A 16692-nucleotide genomic window follows, 5' to 3' on the forward strand; every position below is an offset into this window, starting at 1 on the left:
AGCCAGGCCTGCTGGGCCTCGAGCTTGAGCCGCCTGAGCCGCTCGGGCTGCCCCCGGTAGGGGTGGTCGGGGGCACCGGGGGCGTCGTGGGCCGCGTCCCAGTAGTAGTCGTTGGCCATCTCGTGGTCGTCCCACAGGAAGACCCAGGGGTGCGCGGCCAGGGCCATCTGCAAAAAGGGGTCGGCGCGGTAGGCGCGGTAGATGGCGCGGTAGTCGGCCAGGCTCACCGCCACGTAGCTGCCGCTGGGCAGGCGGTAGCTGCGGTCGGGGAAGCGCAGCCTGCGCCAGCGGGGGTCGGCGGAGGTCTCGTAGATGAAGTCGCCCAGGTGCAGCACCGCGTCGAGCTTCTCCCGCGCCAGGTGGGCGAAGGCCCCCCAGTAGCCGCTGGTGAACTCCTGGCAAGTCACCAGCCCGATCCGCAGCAGCGCGGGCGTCTCGCCGGGCGCGGGCAGGGTCTTGGTGCGCCCCACGAGGCTGTAGACCCCCCGGTAGCGGAAGCGGTAGAGGTAGGCGCGGCCCGGCTCGAGCAGCCCCGAGAGGTCGGTGAGGCTGGTGAAGTCGTTTTCCGGGCGCGGCTGCACGGCGGGCCCGGCGAAGCGGGGCGCGGCGAAGGCGGGGTCGCTATCCTCGGTGATCTCGAACTCCAGCCCCTCCCCCTCCTGCCAGACCTCGGGGGCCAGGCGGGTCCACAGCACCACCCCGCTGTCGCTGGGGTCGCCGGAGGCCACCCCCAGGGGGAAGTAGGTGGGGGTCTCGGGGCTGCTCTGAGCCTGGCCCAGCCCCAGCAGGCCCGCCCCCAGGCCCAGCACCTCGCGTCGGTTGAGCTTCATCTCCAGCATCCTACCGGGGTTCATCGGGGATGGGTGAGGGCGGCTGACGGAATCGTGTACGATCCTGCTATTTTGTATACAATCATGCCTCCCGTCAGCGAACTCCTCGGTCGGCTGGTCGCGATCAATTCCATCAACCCCGACCTGGTGCCCGGTTCTCCCGGCGAGGGCGCAGGAGCCCACGCGGTGGAGGAGTGGGTGGACCTGGACTCCGTAGAGCGCTGCGCCCGCATCTACCTCGAGACCGCCCGCGCGTTCTGCGCTTGAGAAGACGTCGATAGTCGATGGTCGATAGCCGATGGTCGATGGCCAAAGCGTTTTGCGTCTTGCGTACGACGTACGACCCGCACCGCGCGTTGGGCTATCAGCTATCGACGTCCTTCGCAGCAAGTCCATTGGAGGAACCATGAGTTCACGCATCTCCCCCCAAGCCATCGAGGCCGCCAGCCACCTCATCGACCCGGTATTTCTAAACACCCCGCAGTTTTTGGCCGATTCCCTCTCGGCAGAGCTGGGGGTCGAGCTGGTGGTCAAGGTGGAGACCGTCAACCCCATCCGCTCCTTCAAGGGCCGGGGGGCCGACTACTTCATGCAGCAGCACGTGGAGGCTAGGGGCCCCGCGCCGGTGGTCTGCGCCTCGGCGGGGAACTTCGGCCAGGGGATGGCCTACGCAGCCCGCAAGCACGGGGTGCCGCTGACGGTCTTCGCCTCGGTCAACGCCAACTCACTCAAGCTCGAGCGCATGCGTGCGTTGGGGGCCGAATTGCGGCTGGAGGGGGAGGACTTCGACGCGGCCAAGCTGGCCGCCAAAGCCTACGCCGCTCAAAGCGGGGCGATCTTCGTGGAGGATAGCCGTGACGTGGAGCCCACCATCGGGGCCGGGACCATCGGCCTCGAGCTGCTGCGCTACCCCCAGCCCCTCGACGCGCTACTGGTGCCGCTGGGCAACGGGGCGCTGCTGGCGGGCGTCGGCCACTGGGTCAAGGCGCAGCGCCCCCAGGTGCAGGTCATCGGGGTGTGCGCGGCGGGGGCCCCGGCCATGGAGCAGTCCTGGCGCAGCGGTCGCCTGGTCACCCACGAGCGCATCCACACCATCGCCGACGGCATCGGCGTGCGGCTGCCGGTGCCCGAGGCCCTCGAGGACCTGCGGGACGTGGTGGACGACATCCTGCTGGTCGAGGACGCGCTGACGTTGGAGGCTATGCGCCTCCTACATCGCCACCTGGGGTTGGTGGTCGAGCCCTCCGGGGCGGTGGGGGTGGGGGCGCTGCTGGCCCATGGCGCGCGCTTCCGGGGCCAGCGCGTCGCTACGGTGCTGTGCGGGGGCAACCTCACGCCCCAGCAGATGAGGGATTGGCTTGCATGAGCCGCACCCCCCGTCGCGCTGCTGTTGAAGCTGCGTCAGGAAATATGAACGGGGTGCATAGTGCCGATGGTCGATGGCCGGGCGCGGGTCGTACGTCCTACGCCGTATGCCAAACGCAAAACGCAAAACGCGGGGCGCCTTGTCACCCCCCTTAGCAGTCACCACACGCCACTAGCCACGGGCTACAAGCTGACGGCTGATGGCTCTTCACCGGCTGCGTACCACCAGCACGGGCTTGTTGGTGCGGTGCAGCACGCCCTCGGTGACGGAGCCCAGCAGCAGTTTGTCGAGGCCGGTGCGACCGTGGGTGCCCATTACCAGGAGGTCGTAATTCTTGGCCTCGTCCAGGATGGTGGCGGTGACGTTGCCCTCGCGCAGCTTGCCGCTCGAGGCCACTCCCGCCTCCTTGGCCAGTTTTTCAGCCTCGTCGAGCGCGGCTTGCCCAACTTTTCTGAGGTCCTGGGTTAGCTCCTGGATGTAAGCCCCGCTCTCGGGGGCCATCCACAGGCCGGTGGGGTTCTCCAGCACGTACAAGAAGGTGACCTCCGCGCCCAGGGTCTTGGCGACCTCGAGGCCCTCCCGGATCGCCGCCAGGCTGCAAGCGCTCCCGTCGGTCGGCATGAGCAGGCGTTTGTACATGGTTCCCTCCTCCCAAAGCCTATCCAGGCTTTTGGTGTGGCTTGCTTTCTACCCTGAGTGTAGAGCGAGAAATCGGTGACGAATGTACCAGGAATTATGAAAATGCCTGTCACACTGAACGACGTATGACCTTCCAGGAGATGCTGACCAGTATTGTCGCCCAGGGTGCTTCCGACCTGCACCTGCACGTGGGATTGCCCCCCATGGTTCGTATCCACGGCCGGCTGACCCCCTTGGGCCAGACCAAGCTCCCACCCCAATACACCGCCTCACTGGTGGACGTGCTGTGTACGCCCCAGCACAAGAAGCGTTTTGAGGAGCGCCACCAGGTTGACCTAGCCTACAGCCTGCCCGGCGTGGCCCGCTTCCGCGTCAACCTCTTCAGGCAGCGGGGCTCGGTCAGTGTGGTGATGCGCGTGATCAACTCCGACGAGGAGAAGCTCAAGATGTGCGCGCTCTCCCAGGAGAACCTGGACTTCTTCTCCAACCAGGAGAAGGGGCTGGTGCTCGTCACCGGGCCCACCGGCTCGGGCAAGTCCACCACGCTGGCGCGCATCCTCGAGGAGATCAACACCCGCCACGCCGAGATGATCGTGACCATCGAGGACCCCATCGAGTACCTCTTCAAGCCCAAGCGCTCGATCATCGTGCAGCGCGAGCTGGGCAGCGACACCCTGGGCTTCCACGAGGCCCTGGTAGCCGCCATGCGCCAGGACCCCGACACCATCATGATCGGGGAGATTCGCGACCACGAGACGGCGGCGGCGGCGCTCGAGGCCGCCCAGACCGGCCACCTCGTCTTCTCCACCATGCACACCCAGGACTCCGTGCGCACCATCAACCGCCTGCTCGACCTCTTCCCCCCGCACGAGCGCGACGTGGCCCGTATCCTCTTCGCCGAGAGCCTGGTGGGCATCATCTCACAGAAGCTGCTGCCCCGCATGGGCGGGGGCCGAATCGCGGCGATGGAAATCCTCAAGGGCACCCTGCGCATCCGCGACATGATCAAAGACCCCGAGCGCACGCCCCAGATCTACGAAGCCATCCGTGAGTCGCGCCTCGACGGCATGCAGACCTTCGACGACCACCTCGCCGACCTCTACCGCGACGGCCTCATCGACTACGAGACCGGCATGGTCAACGCCACCAGCCGCCAGCACTTCAAGGTGCAGGCCATGAAGATCGACCAGGAGCGAGGGACCTCGACGCCGAGCCTGGGATTGACGCAGATCTTTTGACGTCGATAGTTGAGCGCCGAACGCTAAATGCCAGTCGTACGTCCTACGTCGTACGTCGTACGCAAAACGCAAGACGCGAAACACCTTTCGTAGGGGCGGGCCCCCGTGCCCGCTCCAGACCCTCGACGTCCCCTGGCTATCGACCATCGACGTTTTGCGTTAGGCGTTCGACCATCGACATCTTCAACCCTGCGTGAAGCGCACCAGGCGCTCGAGCAACTCCAACCCCGCCCCGCTGTCGAGCACTTCCTGGGCCAGGGTGACGCCCTGGGCGATGGTGGGGGTTCTGCCGCTGATGTAAAAGGCGGCCCCGGCGGTGAGGGCTACCGCGTCGCGGCGAGGACCGCGCTCCTGGCCTGAGAGGATGGCCCTGGCGATCACGGCGTTTTCCGGTGGGGTGCCCCCGGTGAGCTGCTCGTAGGTGGCGGCGGGAAGGCCGACTTCGCCAGGAGTGAGGGCGTAGCGGCGGATCGAGCCGTTGTGGAGCTCGGCGAGTTGATTGTTCCACAGGCCAAAGTCGTCGAGGCCATCGCCGTGGACCACCAGCGCGGCCTCGGCCCCCAGCTTGCGCACGGCGTTGGCGAAGGTCTCGAGCAGGGCCGGGGTATATACCCCCAGCACGTAGTGGCTGGCGTAGGCGGGGTTGGTGAGGGGTCCGAGAATGTTGAACACCGTGCGCACGCCCAGCTCGGCCCGCACCGGGGCCACGTGGCGCATGGCGGGGTGGTGGTTGCGGGCGAAGAGGAAGCCGATGCCCAGGGCCTCGATGCCCTCGGCCACCCGCTCCACCGGGGTGTCGAGCCGTATGCCCAGGGCCTCGAGCAAATCGAAGGACCCCGAGCGGGAGGAGGCCAGGCGGTTGCCGTGCTTGGCCACCGCCACCCCCCCAGCCGCCACCACGAAGCAGGAGGTGGTGGAGATGTTGAAGGCCTCCGGGGCGATGCCCCCGGTGCCCACGATGTCCACCAGCGGCTTGCGCGAGACCCGGATCGTCACCGCCGCCTCGCGCATGCCCTCGGCGAAGCCGGTGATCTCCTCGAGCGTCTCCCCCCGCACCCGCAGGGCCACCAGCACCCCGGCCATCTGCGCCGGGGTCAGTTCGCCGGCCATGATGCGGCCCATCAGGGCGCGGGCTTCTTCTTGCGACAGCTGTTCACCAGACAGGACTTTTTTCAGCGGGTCCATAACACTCCAAAGGCTTGCGGCGTAACTTCCATTCCCCGCGTCACCCTACGCCCGTCCCCCTTCCGTGGGCCTCTGGTCGTAGCGGGTTTCCCAGGCTCCCCAGGCGTAGGCCAGCTCGTAGTCACCGGTGTAGCCCAGCAGGCCCTTCATCCAGGGCAGGATCGTCATCTTGAGCACCAGTTGCACCGGGTGCACGCCCAGCTCGAGCGCCAGCTTGGGGTCCTTGTGGTATCGGGCGATGCGGGCGGCCTGGGCCCCGGCCTGGCGGGCCTTGAGCAGGTCGCGGGTGGGGGTGGGGCCAAGGTGGTGGGCCTGGGCCTGGGGCAAGTAGCGCAGAGGGATCCCGGCCTTTACCAGCCGGTAGCCGAACTCGAGGTCCTCCCCGCCGTAGCCCTCGAGCCACTCGGCGAACCCCCCAACCCGCTCGAAGAGGCTGCGGGCCATCCCCAGCGCGACCCCGTTGACGTTGTTGAAGCCCACCCTGCCAAAGCGCAGGGCCGGTTTCCAAGGCTGGCCCTCCTTGAAGCGGAAGCCACCCAGGTAGACCGCGCCCTCGCGGGCGAAGGCCTGGCGGAAGGCCTCGAGCCAGCCCGACTCGGGCACCACGTCGTCGTCGGAGAAGATCAGGCATTCCCCCCGCGCGGCGGCAGCCCCCCGGTTGCGCTTGCGCCCCGCGCTCCTGGCCTGGGGGTCGTGAATTGTGCGGAGGGGGTAGGGCGGTTTGTACTCCTCGAGGAAGGCGTAGGGACGCGGCGTGTCGCTCACCAGGACTACCTCGAGCTCACCCTGTCCCTCGAGGGCGCGCAGCTTGGCCTCGAGCACTTCCCGCCGGTCCTCGGCCGGGTGGAGGGGGACGATTACGGAAATCATTGCTAATAGCTTATAGCCCATAGCCGCTAGCTATCGGCATATCTCCAGGAAATTCGCCAACATCTGCTTGCCACCTTCGGTCAGGACCGACTCGGGGTGGAACTGCACCCCGTAGGTGGGGTAATCACGGTGCTGCAGGCCCATCACCGTGCGGCCTACCGGCTCGTCCACCCAGGCCGTCACCCGCAGCGCTTCGGGGAGGTCTTCCACCACCAGCGAGTGGTAGCGGGTGGCGGTGAAGGGCGTGGGCAGCCCGGCGAAGATCCCGCTGCCGTCGTGCTCGATGGCGCTGGTCTTGCCGTGCACGATGAGCTTGTGCCGCACCACCCGCGCCCCGAAGGCCTCTGCGATGCTCTGGTGGCCCAGACACACGCCCAGGATGGGGTACTCGGGGGCGTAGCGCCGGATCAACGGCACCGAGAGCCCCGCTTCCTTGGGGGTGCAGGGGCCGGGGGAGATCACGATCCCGTCGGGGCCCAAGGCGGCGACGTCCTCGAGCGCGAAGCGGTCGTTGCGCCACACCGTGAGAAGGGCCCCCAGTTCGCCCAGGTACTGCACCAGGTTGTAGGTGAAGGAGTCGTAGTTATCGATCATCAGAATTCGCTTCATGCCGCGCCCTCCCGCCTCACAGCCCTTCCTCGGCCAAGCGCACGGCTTTGACCATGGCCTGGGCCTTGCTCAAGCACTCCTGGTACTCGCTGGCGGGGTTGGAGTCGTAGACCACCCCTGCCCCGGCCTGGATGTGGATTTGTCCGCCCGCCACCACGATGGTCCTGAGCGTGAGGGCCTGGTCCATGTGCCCGTCGTAGGCCACGTAGCCGAAGCTGCCGCCGTAGGCGCCGCGGCGGGAGGGCTCGAGCTCCTCGATGATCTCCATGGCCCGGATCTTGGGGGCCCCCGAGACCGTGCCCATCGGCAGCACCGAGGCCAGGGCGTCGAGGGGGCTCTTGTCCTCGCGCAGCTCGCCCTCCACGGTCGAGACGATGTGCATGACGTGCGAGTAGTTCTCCACGCTCATAAGCTCTTTGGGGCGCACCGTGCCGTAGCGGCAGACCCGGCCCAGGTCGTTGCGGGAGAGGTCCACGAGCATGACGTGCTCGGCTCGCTCCTTCTCGTCGGAGAGGAGCTCGGCGGCCAGGGCCTCGTCCTCGGCGGCGTCCTGCCCCCGGCGGCGGGTGCCGGCGATGGGGCGGGTGACCACCTTCTGCCCGTCGGAGCGCAGCAGGCTCTCGGGGCTGCACGAGACCAGCGTGACCTCGCCCAGTTCCAGAAAGCCCATGTAAGGGCTGGGGTTGACCGAGCGCAGCGCCCGGTAGACGGCGAAGGGGTGCACGTTCAGGGGCGCCGACATCCTCAGGCTGGGCACCACCTGGAAGACGTCGCCCGCGCGGATGTACTCCAGCGCCCGCTCCACCATGGCCTCGTACCCCGCCTGCGTGACGTTGTGACTGAACTCCAGCCGCCGCCCGGCCCGCTCGCCGGGCACGCCAGGCAAAGGGCCATTGAGCTTCTTCTCGGCCCAGGCGATGCGCTCCAGTGCATGGGCCCTCGAGGCCGCGTTGCCTTCCTCCGCCGGGGCGACGAGGTGCATCTGCTGTTTGAACTGGTCGAACACCACCAGCACCTCGGGCTCGACGAAGAGCAAATCCGGCACGCCCAGCACATCGGGCTTGAGGGCGGGCAGACGCTCGTAGTAGCGAATCAGGTCGTAGGCCGCGTAGCCCACCGCCCCGCCCCAGAAGAGGGGCAGGTCGGGGTCGGGCCGGGTGGGGCGGTGAATGGCCTCGTAGAGCGTGCGCAGGGGGTCGGAGGTCGGGACCGGCTCGCCGCCGATGGTCATCACCCCGTCCTTGAGCCGGAAGGTGCGCCGCGCCCCGATGCCCACGAAGCTCCAGCGGGCCCAGGCCTTGCCCCCTTCCACCGACTCCAGCAAAAAGCTCGGGGTGGTCTTCTCCGAGAGCTTGAGGTAGGCCGAGACGGGGGTCTCGAGGTCGGCCAGCAAAGTCTTCTTCACCGGAATGGTTACTTCCTGTTCCATCGTGCGCATTGCTTGCTCCCTTCGCCCAACAAAAAAAGCCCCTAGGTCGAAAAGCCCTAGGGGTACGAACCTCTACCGCCCCAGGGCTACCCAGGCCACCACCAACCCTTCACGGTAAAAGGCAGTACCATTTGCAGCCAAGTGTAGGCGCTGGGCCCCGATTGTGCAAGGGCTCGAGTTGATCTGCTTGTTTGCGATGGAAGCGTCAGAGGGCAACCCTATAGACCGCGGCGGCGTTGGAGCCGAAGATCCCCTCCCACGCTGCGCTGCCCCGCTCGAGGCCGCTGTGCTCCAGGATGCTTTCCAGGGCCCCTTTGACCTCGCGATACCCCGCAGCCAGCAAGCAGACCGGCCAGTCGCTGCCAAAGAGGCAGCGCTGGGCTCCGAAAAGCTTCAGGGCTTCCTCTACGTAAGGCCGCAGGTCCTCGAGGCTCCAGCGCTGCCAGTCGGCCTCGGTGACCAGACCGGAGAGCTTGACCCAGACGTTGGGGAGTTCGCTCAAGGGGGCCAGGTGCTCCACCCACTGCGCCCACTGGCCCCCCCGGATGTTCGGCTTGGCCAGGTGGTCTACCACGAAGCGCACCTGCGGGTGGTTGCGGGCGGTCTCGAAGCAGGCGGGCAGCTCGCGGCTGCGGGTGAGGAAGTCGTAGGCCAGCCCCCGCCGGCCCAGCTCGGCCAGGCCCCGCTGCACGGAGTCCTGGAGGAGCCAGAAGGGGTCTTCCTCGTCGTGGACCTGGTGGCGCAACCCTACCAGGTAGCGCCCGTGAGGGGAGGCCAGGAGTTCGTCGAGGACCTCGCCCACCCTCGGGTCGGTCAGGTCGGCCCAGCCCACCACCCCGGCCACGAAGCCGGCGCCGGCGGCGGTCTGGAGGAAAAAGTAGGTCTCCTCGAGGCTCGTGCGGGTCTGTACCAGGATGGTCCGCTCCACCCCGCTCTCCTCGAGCAGGGGCCGCAGGTCCTCCGGGGTGAAGTCGCGCCGGATGGGGGAGAGGGCCTCCTCTTCCAGCCAGGGGTAGTGGACCCGGCTGGGGTAGATGAAGTGCTGGTGGGCATCGATGATCATGGCGCCTCCGGCTCCTCGGCCACCGTGCGCTGCTGCTGCACGCCCAGCCCCTCGATGCCGAGCCTTACGGTCTGCCCAGGGCGCAGGTAGACCGGAAGGGGTTTTTGGCCCAGCCCCACGCCCGCAGGGGTGCCGGTGGAGATCAGGTCCCCAGGGTGGAGGGTGAAGAAGTGGGAGAGGTAGCTCACCAGGTAGGCCACGCCGAAGATCATGTTGCGGGTGGTGCCGTCCTGGTAGCGGTGCCCGTCCACCTCCAGCCACAGGCGCAAGTCCTGCGGGTCGGGCACCTCGTCCTTGGTGACCAGCCAGGGCCCGATGGGGCCGAAGGTATCGCAACCCTTGCCCTTGTCCCACAGCCCCCCGCGCTCGAGCTGGAACTCCCGCTCGGAGACATCATGGACCACGCAGTAGCCGGCCACGTAGTCCAGGGCTTTCTCGAGGGAAACGTACTTGGCCCGCTTGCCGATGACCACGCCCAGCTCCACCTCCCAGTCGGTCTTGCGCGAACCCCGAGGGATCACCAGGTCGTCGTTGGGCCCACTGATGGCGCTGGTGGCCTTCAGGAAGACCACCGGCTCCGTGGGGAGGGCCGCTCCGGTCTCCTCGGCGTGGTCCCGGTAGTTGAGGCCGATGCAGATGAACTTGCCCACGCCGCTCAGGCAGGGGCCGATGCGGGGGGTTCCGGGTACTGCGGGAAGGGTCTGGGGGTCCATGGCCGCGAGGCGCTCGAGGTCTTCGGCCAGGGCCTTGGGGCCTATGTCTTCGATCAGGGCCGAGAGGTCGCGGACCCGCCCTTCCCGGTCCACGACGCCCGGCTTCTCCTTACCCGGCTCACCGTAACGCAAGAGCTTCATATTTCCCCCTACATGCTCCATCCGCCGTCGATGACGTGCACCGCTCCGGTGGTGAAGGCCGACTCGTCCGAGGCCAGGTAGAGGGCCAGGTGGGCCACTTCCTCGGGCCGGCCCACACGGCCCATGGGTTGCCGGGCGATGAAAGCCTGCCGCACCTCTTCCTCGCTCTGGCCGCTCTGCTGGGCCTGCTTGGCTACCCGGAGGCGCCAGGAGGGGGAGTCCACGGTGCCGGGGCAGATGACGTTGCAGCGAATGCCCCGGCTGACGAAGTCGGCGGCCACGGCCTTGGTCAGCCCGATCACCGCGGCCTTGGTGGCGCTGTAGACGAAGCGCTGAGGTACCCCTTTGAGCGAGGAGGCCACGCTGGAGAGGTTGATGATCGAGCCGCCTCCTCGCTCGAGCATCCTGGGAATGACGGCCTGCATGGTCCAGAACATCGAGCGCACGTTCAGGTCGAAGGAGAAGTCCCAGTCCTCCTCGGTGCACTCGAGAATCGTGCCGTGGTGGACGTATCCCGCCACGTTGAACAGCACGTCGATGGCCTCGAGCGAGCCCACCAGCGCGAAGATGGCGGCCCGGTCGGTCACGTCGAGCTTCTCGGTGCGGCAGGGGAGCCCCCGCAGCAGCAGGGGGTCGAGGTCGGTGGCGATGACCTGGGCCCCTTCCTGGATGAAAAGCTCCGCGGCGGCCCGGCCAATGCCCTGGCCGGCTGCGGTGATCAGGGCGGTTTTGCCTGCGAGTCTTCCTGCCATGGAACCTCCTTTGGACCAGCTCAGCGTGGGGTGACCTAGGTGGGTACCGGCGCTTCCTCGGCCAGGAGTCCCTCCGCCTTGAGTTCGGCCCAGAGGTCTTGAGGGATGGGGGTCTGGAACATGCGCAAGTTCTCCTCGAGCTGCTCGGGCGAGCGGCCTGCCGTGAGCACCGAGACCACCGCCGGGTGACCCAGGGGAAACTGGATGGCTGCGGCCTTGAGCGGCACCCCGTGCCGATGGCACACCGCCTGGATGCGCAGGGCCCGCTGCAACACGCTGGGAGGGACTTCGGCGTAGTTGTAGTGCGCGCCGGGCCGGGGGTTGGCCAGCAGCCCGCTGTTGTATACGCCCCCGATGACCACCCCGATGCCCTTCTTGAGGCACAGGGGAAGGAATTCCCGCAGGGGCTCCTGCTCCAAGAGGGTGTAGCGCCCGGCCAGCAGGAAGACGTCGAAGTCGCCTTCACGGGCGAACTCGAGGAGCATCTCCCACTGGTTCATGCCTGCGCCGATGGCCCTCACCACGCCCTGCTCCCGCAACTCGGCCAGGGCTTTGTACCCCCCCTCCATCACCTCGCGCACGCTCACCTGGACGACGTCAGGGTCGTGGATGAGCAGGATATCGACGCGCTCGAGGCCCATGCGCTCCAGGCTCTCCTCCAGCGAGCGCATGAAGCCGTCGTAGCTGTAGTCGTAGACCACGTTCAAGCGCGAGGGCGTCTTGAACACCGGCTCACCCCTGGCATCGAACTGGCTGGGATGGGGCGGCGCGTCGGGGCGCAGCAGGCGTCCTACCTTGGTCGAGACCACGTGTCCGCTTCGACCGACCAGGAAGCGGCCCAACCGCTCCTCGGCCAGGCCGAAGCCATACCAGGGGGCGGCGTCATAGTAGCGGATTCCCCCCTTCCAGGCCGCCTCCAGCACTGCCTGGGCCGCTTCGTCCGAGACCGGCTCGAACAGGCCCCCCAGGGTACCCACGCCCAGGCCGAGCCGGGTGAGCTTCAGGCCGCGCCGCAGCGGGGCCCACTCGCCAGGACTGGCCATTACCCGGCCTCCTGGCCTATCCCCGCGAGGGCGTGCACGAGGTCGCGGGTGGAGGAGTAGAGCTGCAGGTAGAGCCGGTACATCTCGTCGTAGCGAGCTTTGTGGGCGGGATTGGGCGCCACGCGCTCGCGAAGGCGCACCCACTGCCCCAGATCGTCCCAGCGCAAGAGACCACCGGCCACCCCAGCTAAGAAGGCGTCGCCGTAGCTGGCCCCGATGGTCACCTCGGGCAGGAGCTGCTCCTGGCCGCTGATGTCACAGACGATCTGCAGCCAGGTGCGCCCCTTGGTGCCGCCCCCCACCGCCACCACCCGCTTTACCGCTGCGCCGACTTCCCCGAAGGTCTCGAGGTTGTGGCGGATGCCGTAGCCCACGCCCTCGAGGGCCGCCCGGAACAATTCGTCGCGGCTGTGCGAGAGGTTGAGCCCGGCGATGAGGCCACGGGCCCTGGGGTCGTTGATGGGGGTGCGCTCGCCGCTGAAGTAGGGCAGGACCAGCAGGCCGCGGGCTCCCGGCGGCACCTGCTCGGCTGCCCGGTAGAGCCGCTCGTAGGCTTCGGCCTCGGGCAGGTCGCGGGCCAGCTCGTCGCGAAACCAGCGGGTCAGGCTGCCGCTGGTGGCCATGCCCGCGGCCAGGTTGTACTGCCCCCGGCGGGCCCCGGCCACCGTCCACATGCGCGGGTCGGGGGTGGGCTGCTCCTGCACCAGGATGAAGAAGGTGGTGCTGCCGTACATGACCATCAGGTCTCCCGGATGGGCCACCCCCACGCTCACGGCCTCGGCCAAGGCGTCCACCGCCCCCACGGCCACCGGGGTGCCCGCTTTGAGGCCGGTCTCCCGGGCCCCTTGCGGGCTCACCTCCCCGGCCAGCTCGTCGCTCCAGCCCAGGCGGGGCAGGAGGGAGGGGTCGGCCACCTCCTCGGCGTAGCGGTCCGTCCACTCCAGGCTCTTCAGGTCGAAGAGGGGGATGTAGTGGCTGGCGGTGTGGCGGTCCATGACGTGCTCGCCCGTCAGGCGGTAGGTCAGGTAGCTGCTGGCCGTGGTGATGCGCGCCGTCTGCCGCCAGACTTCGGGTTCGTGGCGACGCACCCAGAGAATCTTCGGCCCCACGGCCTGACTGGAAAGGGCCATTCCGCTGAGCCTGAAGAGCTCTTCGGGGCCGATGGAGCGCTCGAGGAACTCGATCTCCTCGGTAGCACGGGTATCCACCCCGTACAAGATTCCCCGCCGCAGCGGGCGACCCTTCTGGTCCAGGGGCAGCATGCACGGTCCGATCGCGCTGAGGCAAACCGCGGCCACATCGGCTGCGGTGTGGGGCTTGCCGTCGAGGAGCGCCCGGCAGAGGGTCACCACGTCGGCCCACCAGACCCCCTCCGCGTCCTGCTCGGCCCACCCCGGATGCGGGATCTCCAGGCCGTGCTCGACCACCTGGCTCTTCAGCACGGTGCCATCGGGCGCTGCCAGCACCCCCTTGCTGCTGTAGGTACCCACGTCGATACCCAAGAGTAGCTCGCCCATCCCTATCCCACCCCGACTTCACCGCACAGGTGTACCTCGATGCCCATGGCCGCGAACATGGCCGCCTTGGCCGCCAAAGCCCGGTCGGCCTCCTCGGCTGAAGGGGCGTAGGCCACCTGGATGTGGTTGGCCTTGTGCCGGGCCATCATCTGGTCGCGGCTCACCCCGTGCAGCACCGCATGCATGATGGGCCACTGCGGGGTGGTGAGGCGCCAGCGCCGAAGGGTCTCCTCCTGGGGCAGCTCGACCACCGTGGCTCGACCTAGGTCCGCGTGTAGACCCCCTGCCATCACGTACACCCGCGACCACACGATCTCGCCGGGCTTGCTGACGCCCTTGAGGGTGCCGCCGCCCAGGCGGAAGTACATGGGGGGCTGGCGCTCGCTCGAGGCCCCCCGGTACCCCCCGGTGAAGTGCGAGGCAGGCGCGGCCCCGGAGATCATGAAGACCCACACGAAAGCGTCCAGGCCGTTCGCCGTGTAACGCTCACCCCAACGCACGTCGTGCAGCGTGGTAGCCGGGTCGAAGCCCATGGCCGACCAGACCCGGTTGGTCACCAGCGCGTCCACCGCCGCGCCTTCGTCCACCTCGTTGAAGTGGGGCAGGGCTTGGTGGGGGTAGAGTTCTTCCCTGCCGTCGCGGCTCATCACCGGCGGGCGCAGGACGTTGTTGAGCAGGCCCTCCGCCAGGTCTGAGGCCGGGGCCATGTCCTTGAGGCCCTGCTGGTACTGGATGCCGATGGCGTCGCAGCCGAAGTCGTGGGCCATGCGCACGGCGGCGATGTACATCTTGAGCTGCTCGAGCACCTGGCCCAGGGTGAGCTCGCTCGATTCGTCTTGCCCCAGGGCGAACCGCATTCCCTGGGTCAGGAGCCACTCGTAGGCCGCTCGAGCCTCCTCGTCTTTTACCCGCCGCATCTCGGCCACCAGCGCCGATTGCGACAGGCGCTCTTTGTAGAGGCCGCAGGGGTTGAGGAGCTCGTCGTCGATGATGGCGTTGTACATCCCCATGCAGCCCTCGTCGAACACGCCCAGGATGGCCTTCTCGCGCCGAAGCTGCCTGGCCAGGGCCTCCCCCAGTTCCCGCTCCGCTGCCGGTAGCCGCGACACTTCCAGGGCGCGCACGTGGCTCAGGTCGTGGGTGATCTGGCCGGTCTCGAGCCATTCCTTGAGCCCTCGCCTGAAAAAGGGGTCGGTGAAGTCCTCGCTCCAGAGGCTGCTGTACTTCACCCCCATCTTGGTGAGGCTGCCGTTGAGGTTGAGCATCCCCACCAGCCCCGGCCACTGCCCGCTCCAGTTGGCCACGGTGAGGATGGGGCCTTGGTGGTCGCGCAGGCCAGCCAAGACGTGGTGGCTGTACTGCCAGACGGCTTCGGCCACCACCAGGGGAGCTTCGGGGGGGATGCGCTCGAAGACCTTCATGCCCATGCGCTGGCTCGAGATGAAGCCGTGGCGCTCTACCGGGTCGTAAGGGTGGGCCCGCACGATTTTGAAGCCGTGCTCGGCGAAGGCCCGCGCCAGCTTGCGCTCCATGTCCTCCTGGGCCGGCCAGCAGGTCTGGTTGGCCGACAGGCGCAGGTCGCCGCTGGCGACCAGGTAGACCTCGCCGGGCTGGGCTTTGGGGGCTTCGGCTGCTTGGGGTAAGCGGTAGGTGCTCATGGGGATCATCTCCTGACCTCGCGCCAGTAGCTGCCCGTGGGGTAGGTGTGGGTCTCGAGCGACCCCGGCTTGATCGCGATGCTGTAGCCGGGGCTCTGGGGAGCCAGATAGCGGCCCCCCTGCACCCGCACCGGGTCTACGAAGTGCTCGTGCAGGTGGTCCACGTACTCCAGGTAACGCTCCTCCAGCGAGCCCGAGACCGCGACGTAGTCGAAGATCGAGAGGTGCTGCACGTATTCGCAAAGCCCCACCCCGCCCGCGTGCGGGCAGACCGGCACGCCGAACTTGGCCGCCAGCAAGAGCACGGCCAGCACCTCGTTGACCCCCCCTAAGCGGCAGGCGTCGATCTGGCAGAAGCCCATGGCGCCCGCCTCCAGGTACTGCTTGAACATCACCCGGTTGTGCACGTGCTCGCCGGTGGCCACCCGGATGCCGGTGTCCTCCAGCGCCCTGGCGATGGCCCGGTGTCCCAGGATGTCGTCGGGAGAAGTGGGCTCCTCGATCCACAGGGGCTTGTAGGGGGCCAACTGCCGCACCCACCCGATGGCCTGGGGCACGTCCCAGACCTGGTTGGCGTCCACCATCAGCACACCATCCGGCCCGACCTCCTCGCGCACGATCGCACAGCGACGCAGGTCGTCCTCGAGGTCGCGGCCTACCTTGAGCTTGAAGGCCCTAAAGCCTTGCTCGAGGGCTTCACGGCACAGGCGGCGGATCTTCTCGTCGGGGTAGCCCAGCCAGCCCACGCTGGTGGCATAGGCCGGGTAACCCTGCTCGAGCATCTGGGCCTCGCGCTTACCCTTGGTGGGCTCGAGGCGCTTCAAGATCTCCAGCGCTTCTGGCGGGGTAATCGCGTCGGTGAGGTAGCGGAAGTCGATAGAGGCCACCAGTTGTTCGGGGGTGAGGTCTACCAGCAGCTTCCACAGCGGCTTGCCCTCACGCTTGGCCCACAGGTCCCACACCGCGTTGACCACCGCGGCGGTGGCCAGGTGGATCACCCCCTTCTCCGGACCCAGCCATCGCAACTGGCTGTCGCCGGTGAGGCGGCGCCAGAAGCCGGCCATGTCGGCGGTAAAGCTCTCCAGGCGCTCTCCCACCACCTTGGGCAGGAGGACCTGGATGGCCTGCACCACCAACTCGTTCCCCCGCCCGATGGTGAAGGCCAGGCCGTGGCCCTCCAGGTCCCTGTCGCTCCTCAGCACGACGTAGGCCGCCGAGTAGTCGGGGTCGGGGTTCATGGCGTCGGAGCCATCCAGGCTCTTCGAGGTGGGGAAGCGGACGTCCAGGGCGCGTGCCTCGATGATTCGCATGGCTTACTCCATCAAAAAGACCTGCTCCATCCGGGCCCACCACTCCTCCTCCTGGCGGGTGGGCAGGGGCTCCTGGCAGGGGTCGGTGAGCTTCCACCACTCCTGGGTCAGGGGGTCGGCGGCGATTTGTTTCTGGGCTTCCTCCCAACTCTCCCCGTGGAACTCCAGGTAGCCGAAGAGCAGGCCGGCGTGGTGGAAGATCGAGTAGTTGCGCACCCCCACCCGGCGCAGGGTCTCCAGCACCCCTGGCCAGGGGTCGGCGTGCAGGCGCTTGTACTCCTCGAGCTTCTCCGGCTTGACGCGGATGACCATTCCGATGCGTTGCATGC

At 67.8% G+C, this 16692-nt stretch carries 17 protein-coding genes; 3 read left to right on the plus strand and 14 right to left on the minus strand.

What is annotated here, in order from left to right; genetic code table 11:
- Window positions 1–830 (minus strand): alkaline phosphatase D family protein (locus tag Mrose_RS06890; RefSeq protein ID WP_182482709.1); only part of this gene is annotated, 830 nt, incomplete at its 3' end.
- A gap of 84 nt (window positions 831–914) precedes the next feature.
- Between Mrose_RS06890 and Mrose_RS06895 the strand changes: the two genes are divergently transcribed.
- Together Mrose_RS06895 and Mrose_RS06900 are read left to right on the plus strand one after the other, a co-directional pair.
- Complete coding sequence (locus tag Mrose_RS06895; RefSeq protein WP_119276790.1) at window positions 915–1097, plus strand: hypothetical protein; 183 nt, start codon at window positions 915–917, stop codon at window positions 1095–1097.
- Between the two features lie 139 nt (window positions 1098–1236).
- A complete protein-coding gene (locus Mrose_RS06900; RefSeq protein ID WP_119276792.1) occupies window positions 1237–2196 on the plus strand; it encodes a threonine ammonia-lyase in 960 nt (319 codons plus the stop codon).
- Between the two features lie 207 nt (window positions 2197–2403).
- Here the strand turns inward: Mrose_RS06900 and Mrose_RS06905 are convergent, their stop codons facing one another.
- Window positions 2404–2835 carry a universal stress protein gene (locus Mrose_RS06905; protein ID WP_119276794.1) on the minus strand — a complete coding sequence of 144 codons (432 nt, stop codon included), beginning with the start codon at window positions 2833–2835 and terminating at the stop codon, window positions 2404–2406.
- A 125-nt stretch (window positions 2836–2960) separates the two neighbouring features.
- Here Mrose_RS06905 and Mrose_RS06910 point away from each other — a divergent pair, with 125 nt between their 5' ends.
- Window positions 2961–4073, plus strand: a complete 1113-nt coding sequence (locus tag Mrose_RS06910; protein ID WP_119276796.1) for a type IV pilus twitching motility protein PilT — start codon at window positions 2961–2963, stop codon at window positions 4071–4073.
- Window positions 4074–4256: 183 nt separating this feature from the next.
- Here the strand turns inward: Mrose_RS06910 and trpD are convergent, their stop codons facing one another.
- The 12 genes from trpD to Mrose_RS06970 form a co-directional block, all read right to left on the minus strand.
- The gene (gene trpD / locus Mrose_RS06915) at window positions 4257–5258 is read right to left on the minus strand and encodes an anthranilate phosphoribosyltransferase (RefSeq protein WP_119276798.1); all 1002 of its coding nucleotides are present in this window, start codon (window positions 5256–5258) and stop codon (window positions 4257–4259) included.
- A 45-nt stretch (window positions 5259–5303) separates the two neighbouring features.
- On the minus strand, window positions 5304–6128 hold the full coding sequence (locus Mrose_RS06920; protein ID WP_182482710.1) for a glycosyltransferase family 2 protein: 825 nt from the start codon (window positions 6126–6128) through the stop codon (window positions 5304–5306).
- Between the two features lie 30 nt (window positions 6129–6158).
- Window positions 6159–6737 carry an anthranilate synthase component II gene (locus Mrose_RS06925; protein WP_119276801.1) on the minus strand — a complete coding sequence of 193 codons (579 nt, stop codon included), beginning with the start codon at window positions 6735–6737 and terminating at the stop codon, window positions 6159–6161.
- A 16-nt stretch (window positions 6738–6753) separates the two neighbouring features.
- On the minus strand, window positions 6754–8166 hold the full coding sequence (gene trpE, locus Mrose_RS06930; RefSeq protein WP_119276803.1) for an anthranilate synthase component I: 1413 nt from the start codon (window positions 8164–8166) through the stop codon (window positions 6754–6756).
- A gap of 205 nt (window positions 8167–8371) precedes the next feature.
- Window positions 8372–9229, minus strand: a complete 858-nt coding sequence (locus tag Mrose_RS06935) for an amidohydrolase family protein (protein WP_119276805.1) — start codon at window positions 9227–9229, stop codon at window positions 8372–8374.
- The gene (locus Mrose_RS06940) at window positions 9226–10083 is read right to left on the minus strand and encodes a fumarylacetoacetate hydrolase family protein (protein ID WP_119276806.1); all 858 of its coding nucleotides are present in this window, start codon (window positions 10081–10083) and stop codon (window positions 9226–9228) included. Before Mrose_RS06940 ends, Mrose_RS06935 begins: the two co-directional genes overlap by 4 nt.
- 8 nt (window positions 10084–10091) lie before the next feature.
- On the minus strand, window positions 10092–10835 hold the full coding sequence (locus Mrose_RS06945) for an SDR family oxidoreductase (RefSeq protein WP_119276808.1): 744 nt from the start codon (window positions 10833–10835) through the stop codon (window positions 10092–10094).
- A 35-nt stretch (window positions 10836–10870) separates the two neighbouring features.
- Window positions 10871–11878, minus strand: coding sequence for an aldo/keto reductase (locus Mrose_RS06950; RefSeq protein ID WP_119276810.1), 1008 nt, complete (start codon window positions 11876–11878; stop codon window positions 10871–10873).
- Window positions 11878–13395, minus strand: coding sequence for an FGGY-family carbohydrate kinase (locus Mrose_RS06955; RefSeq protein ID WP_119276812.1), 1518 nt, complete (start codon window positions 13393–13395; stop codon window positions 11878–11880). The genes Mrose_RS06950 and Mrose_RS06955 overlap by 1 nt, the downstream gene beginning before the upstream one ends.
- Window positions 13396–13397: 2 nt before the next feature.
- Window positions 13398–15053 (minus strand): fucose isomerase, encoded by a 1656-nt coding sequence (locus Mrose_RS06960; protein WP_119276813.1) that lies wholly within the window; start codon window positions 15051–15053, stop codon window positions 13398–13400.
- Between the two features lie 5 nt (window positions 15054–15058).
- A complete protein-coding gene (locus tag Mrose_RS06965; protein WP_119276815.1) occupies window positions 15059–16363 on the minus strand; it encodes an L-fuconate dehydratase in 1305 nt (434 codons plus the stop codon).
- 3 nt (window positions 16364–16366) lie between these two features.
- On the minus strand, window positions 16367–16690 hold the full coding sequence (locus Mrose_RS06970) for an L-rhamnose mutarotase (RefSeq protein WP_119276817.1): 324 nt from the start codon (window positions 16688–16690) through the stop codon (window positions 16367–16369).
- Window positions 16691–16692 lie beyond the last annotated feature (2 nt).

The organism is Calidithermus roseus, assembly GCF_003574095.1.
Lineage (GTDB): Bacteria > Deinococcota > Deinococci > Deinococcales > Thermaceae > Calidithermus > Calidithermus roseus.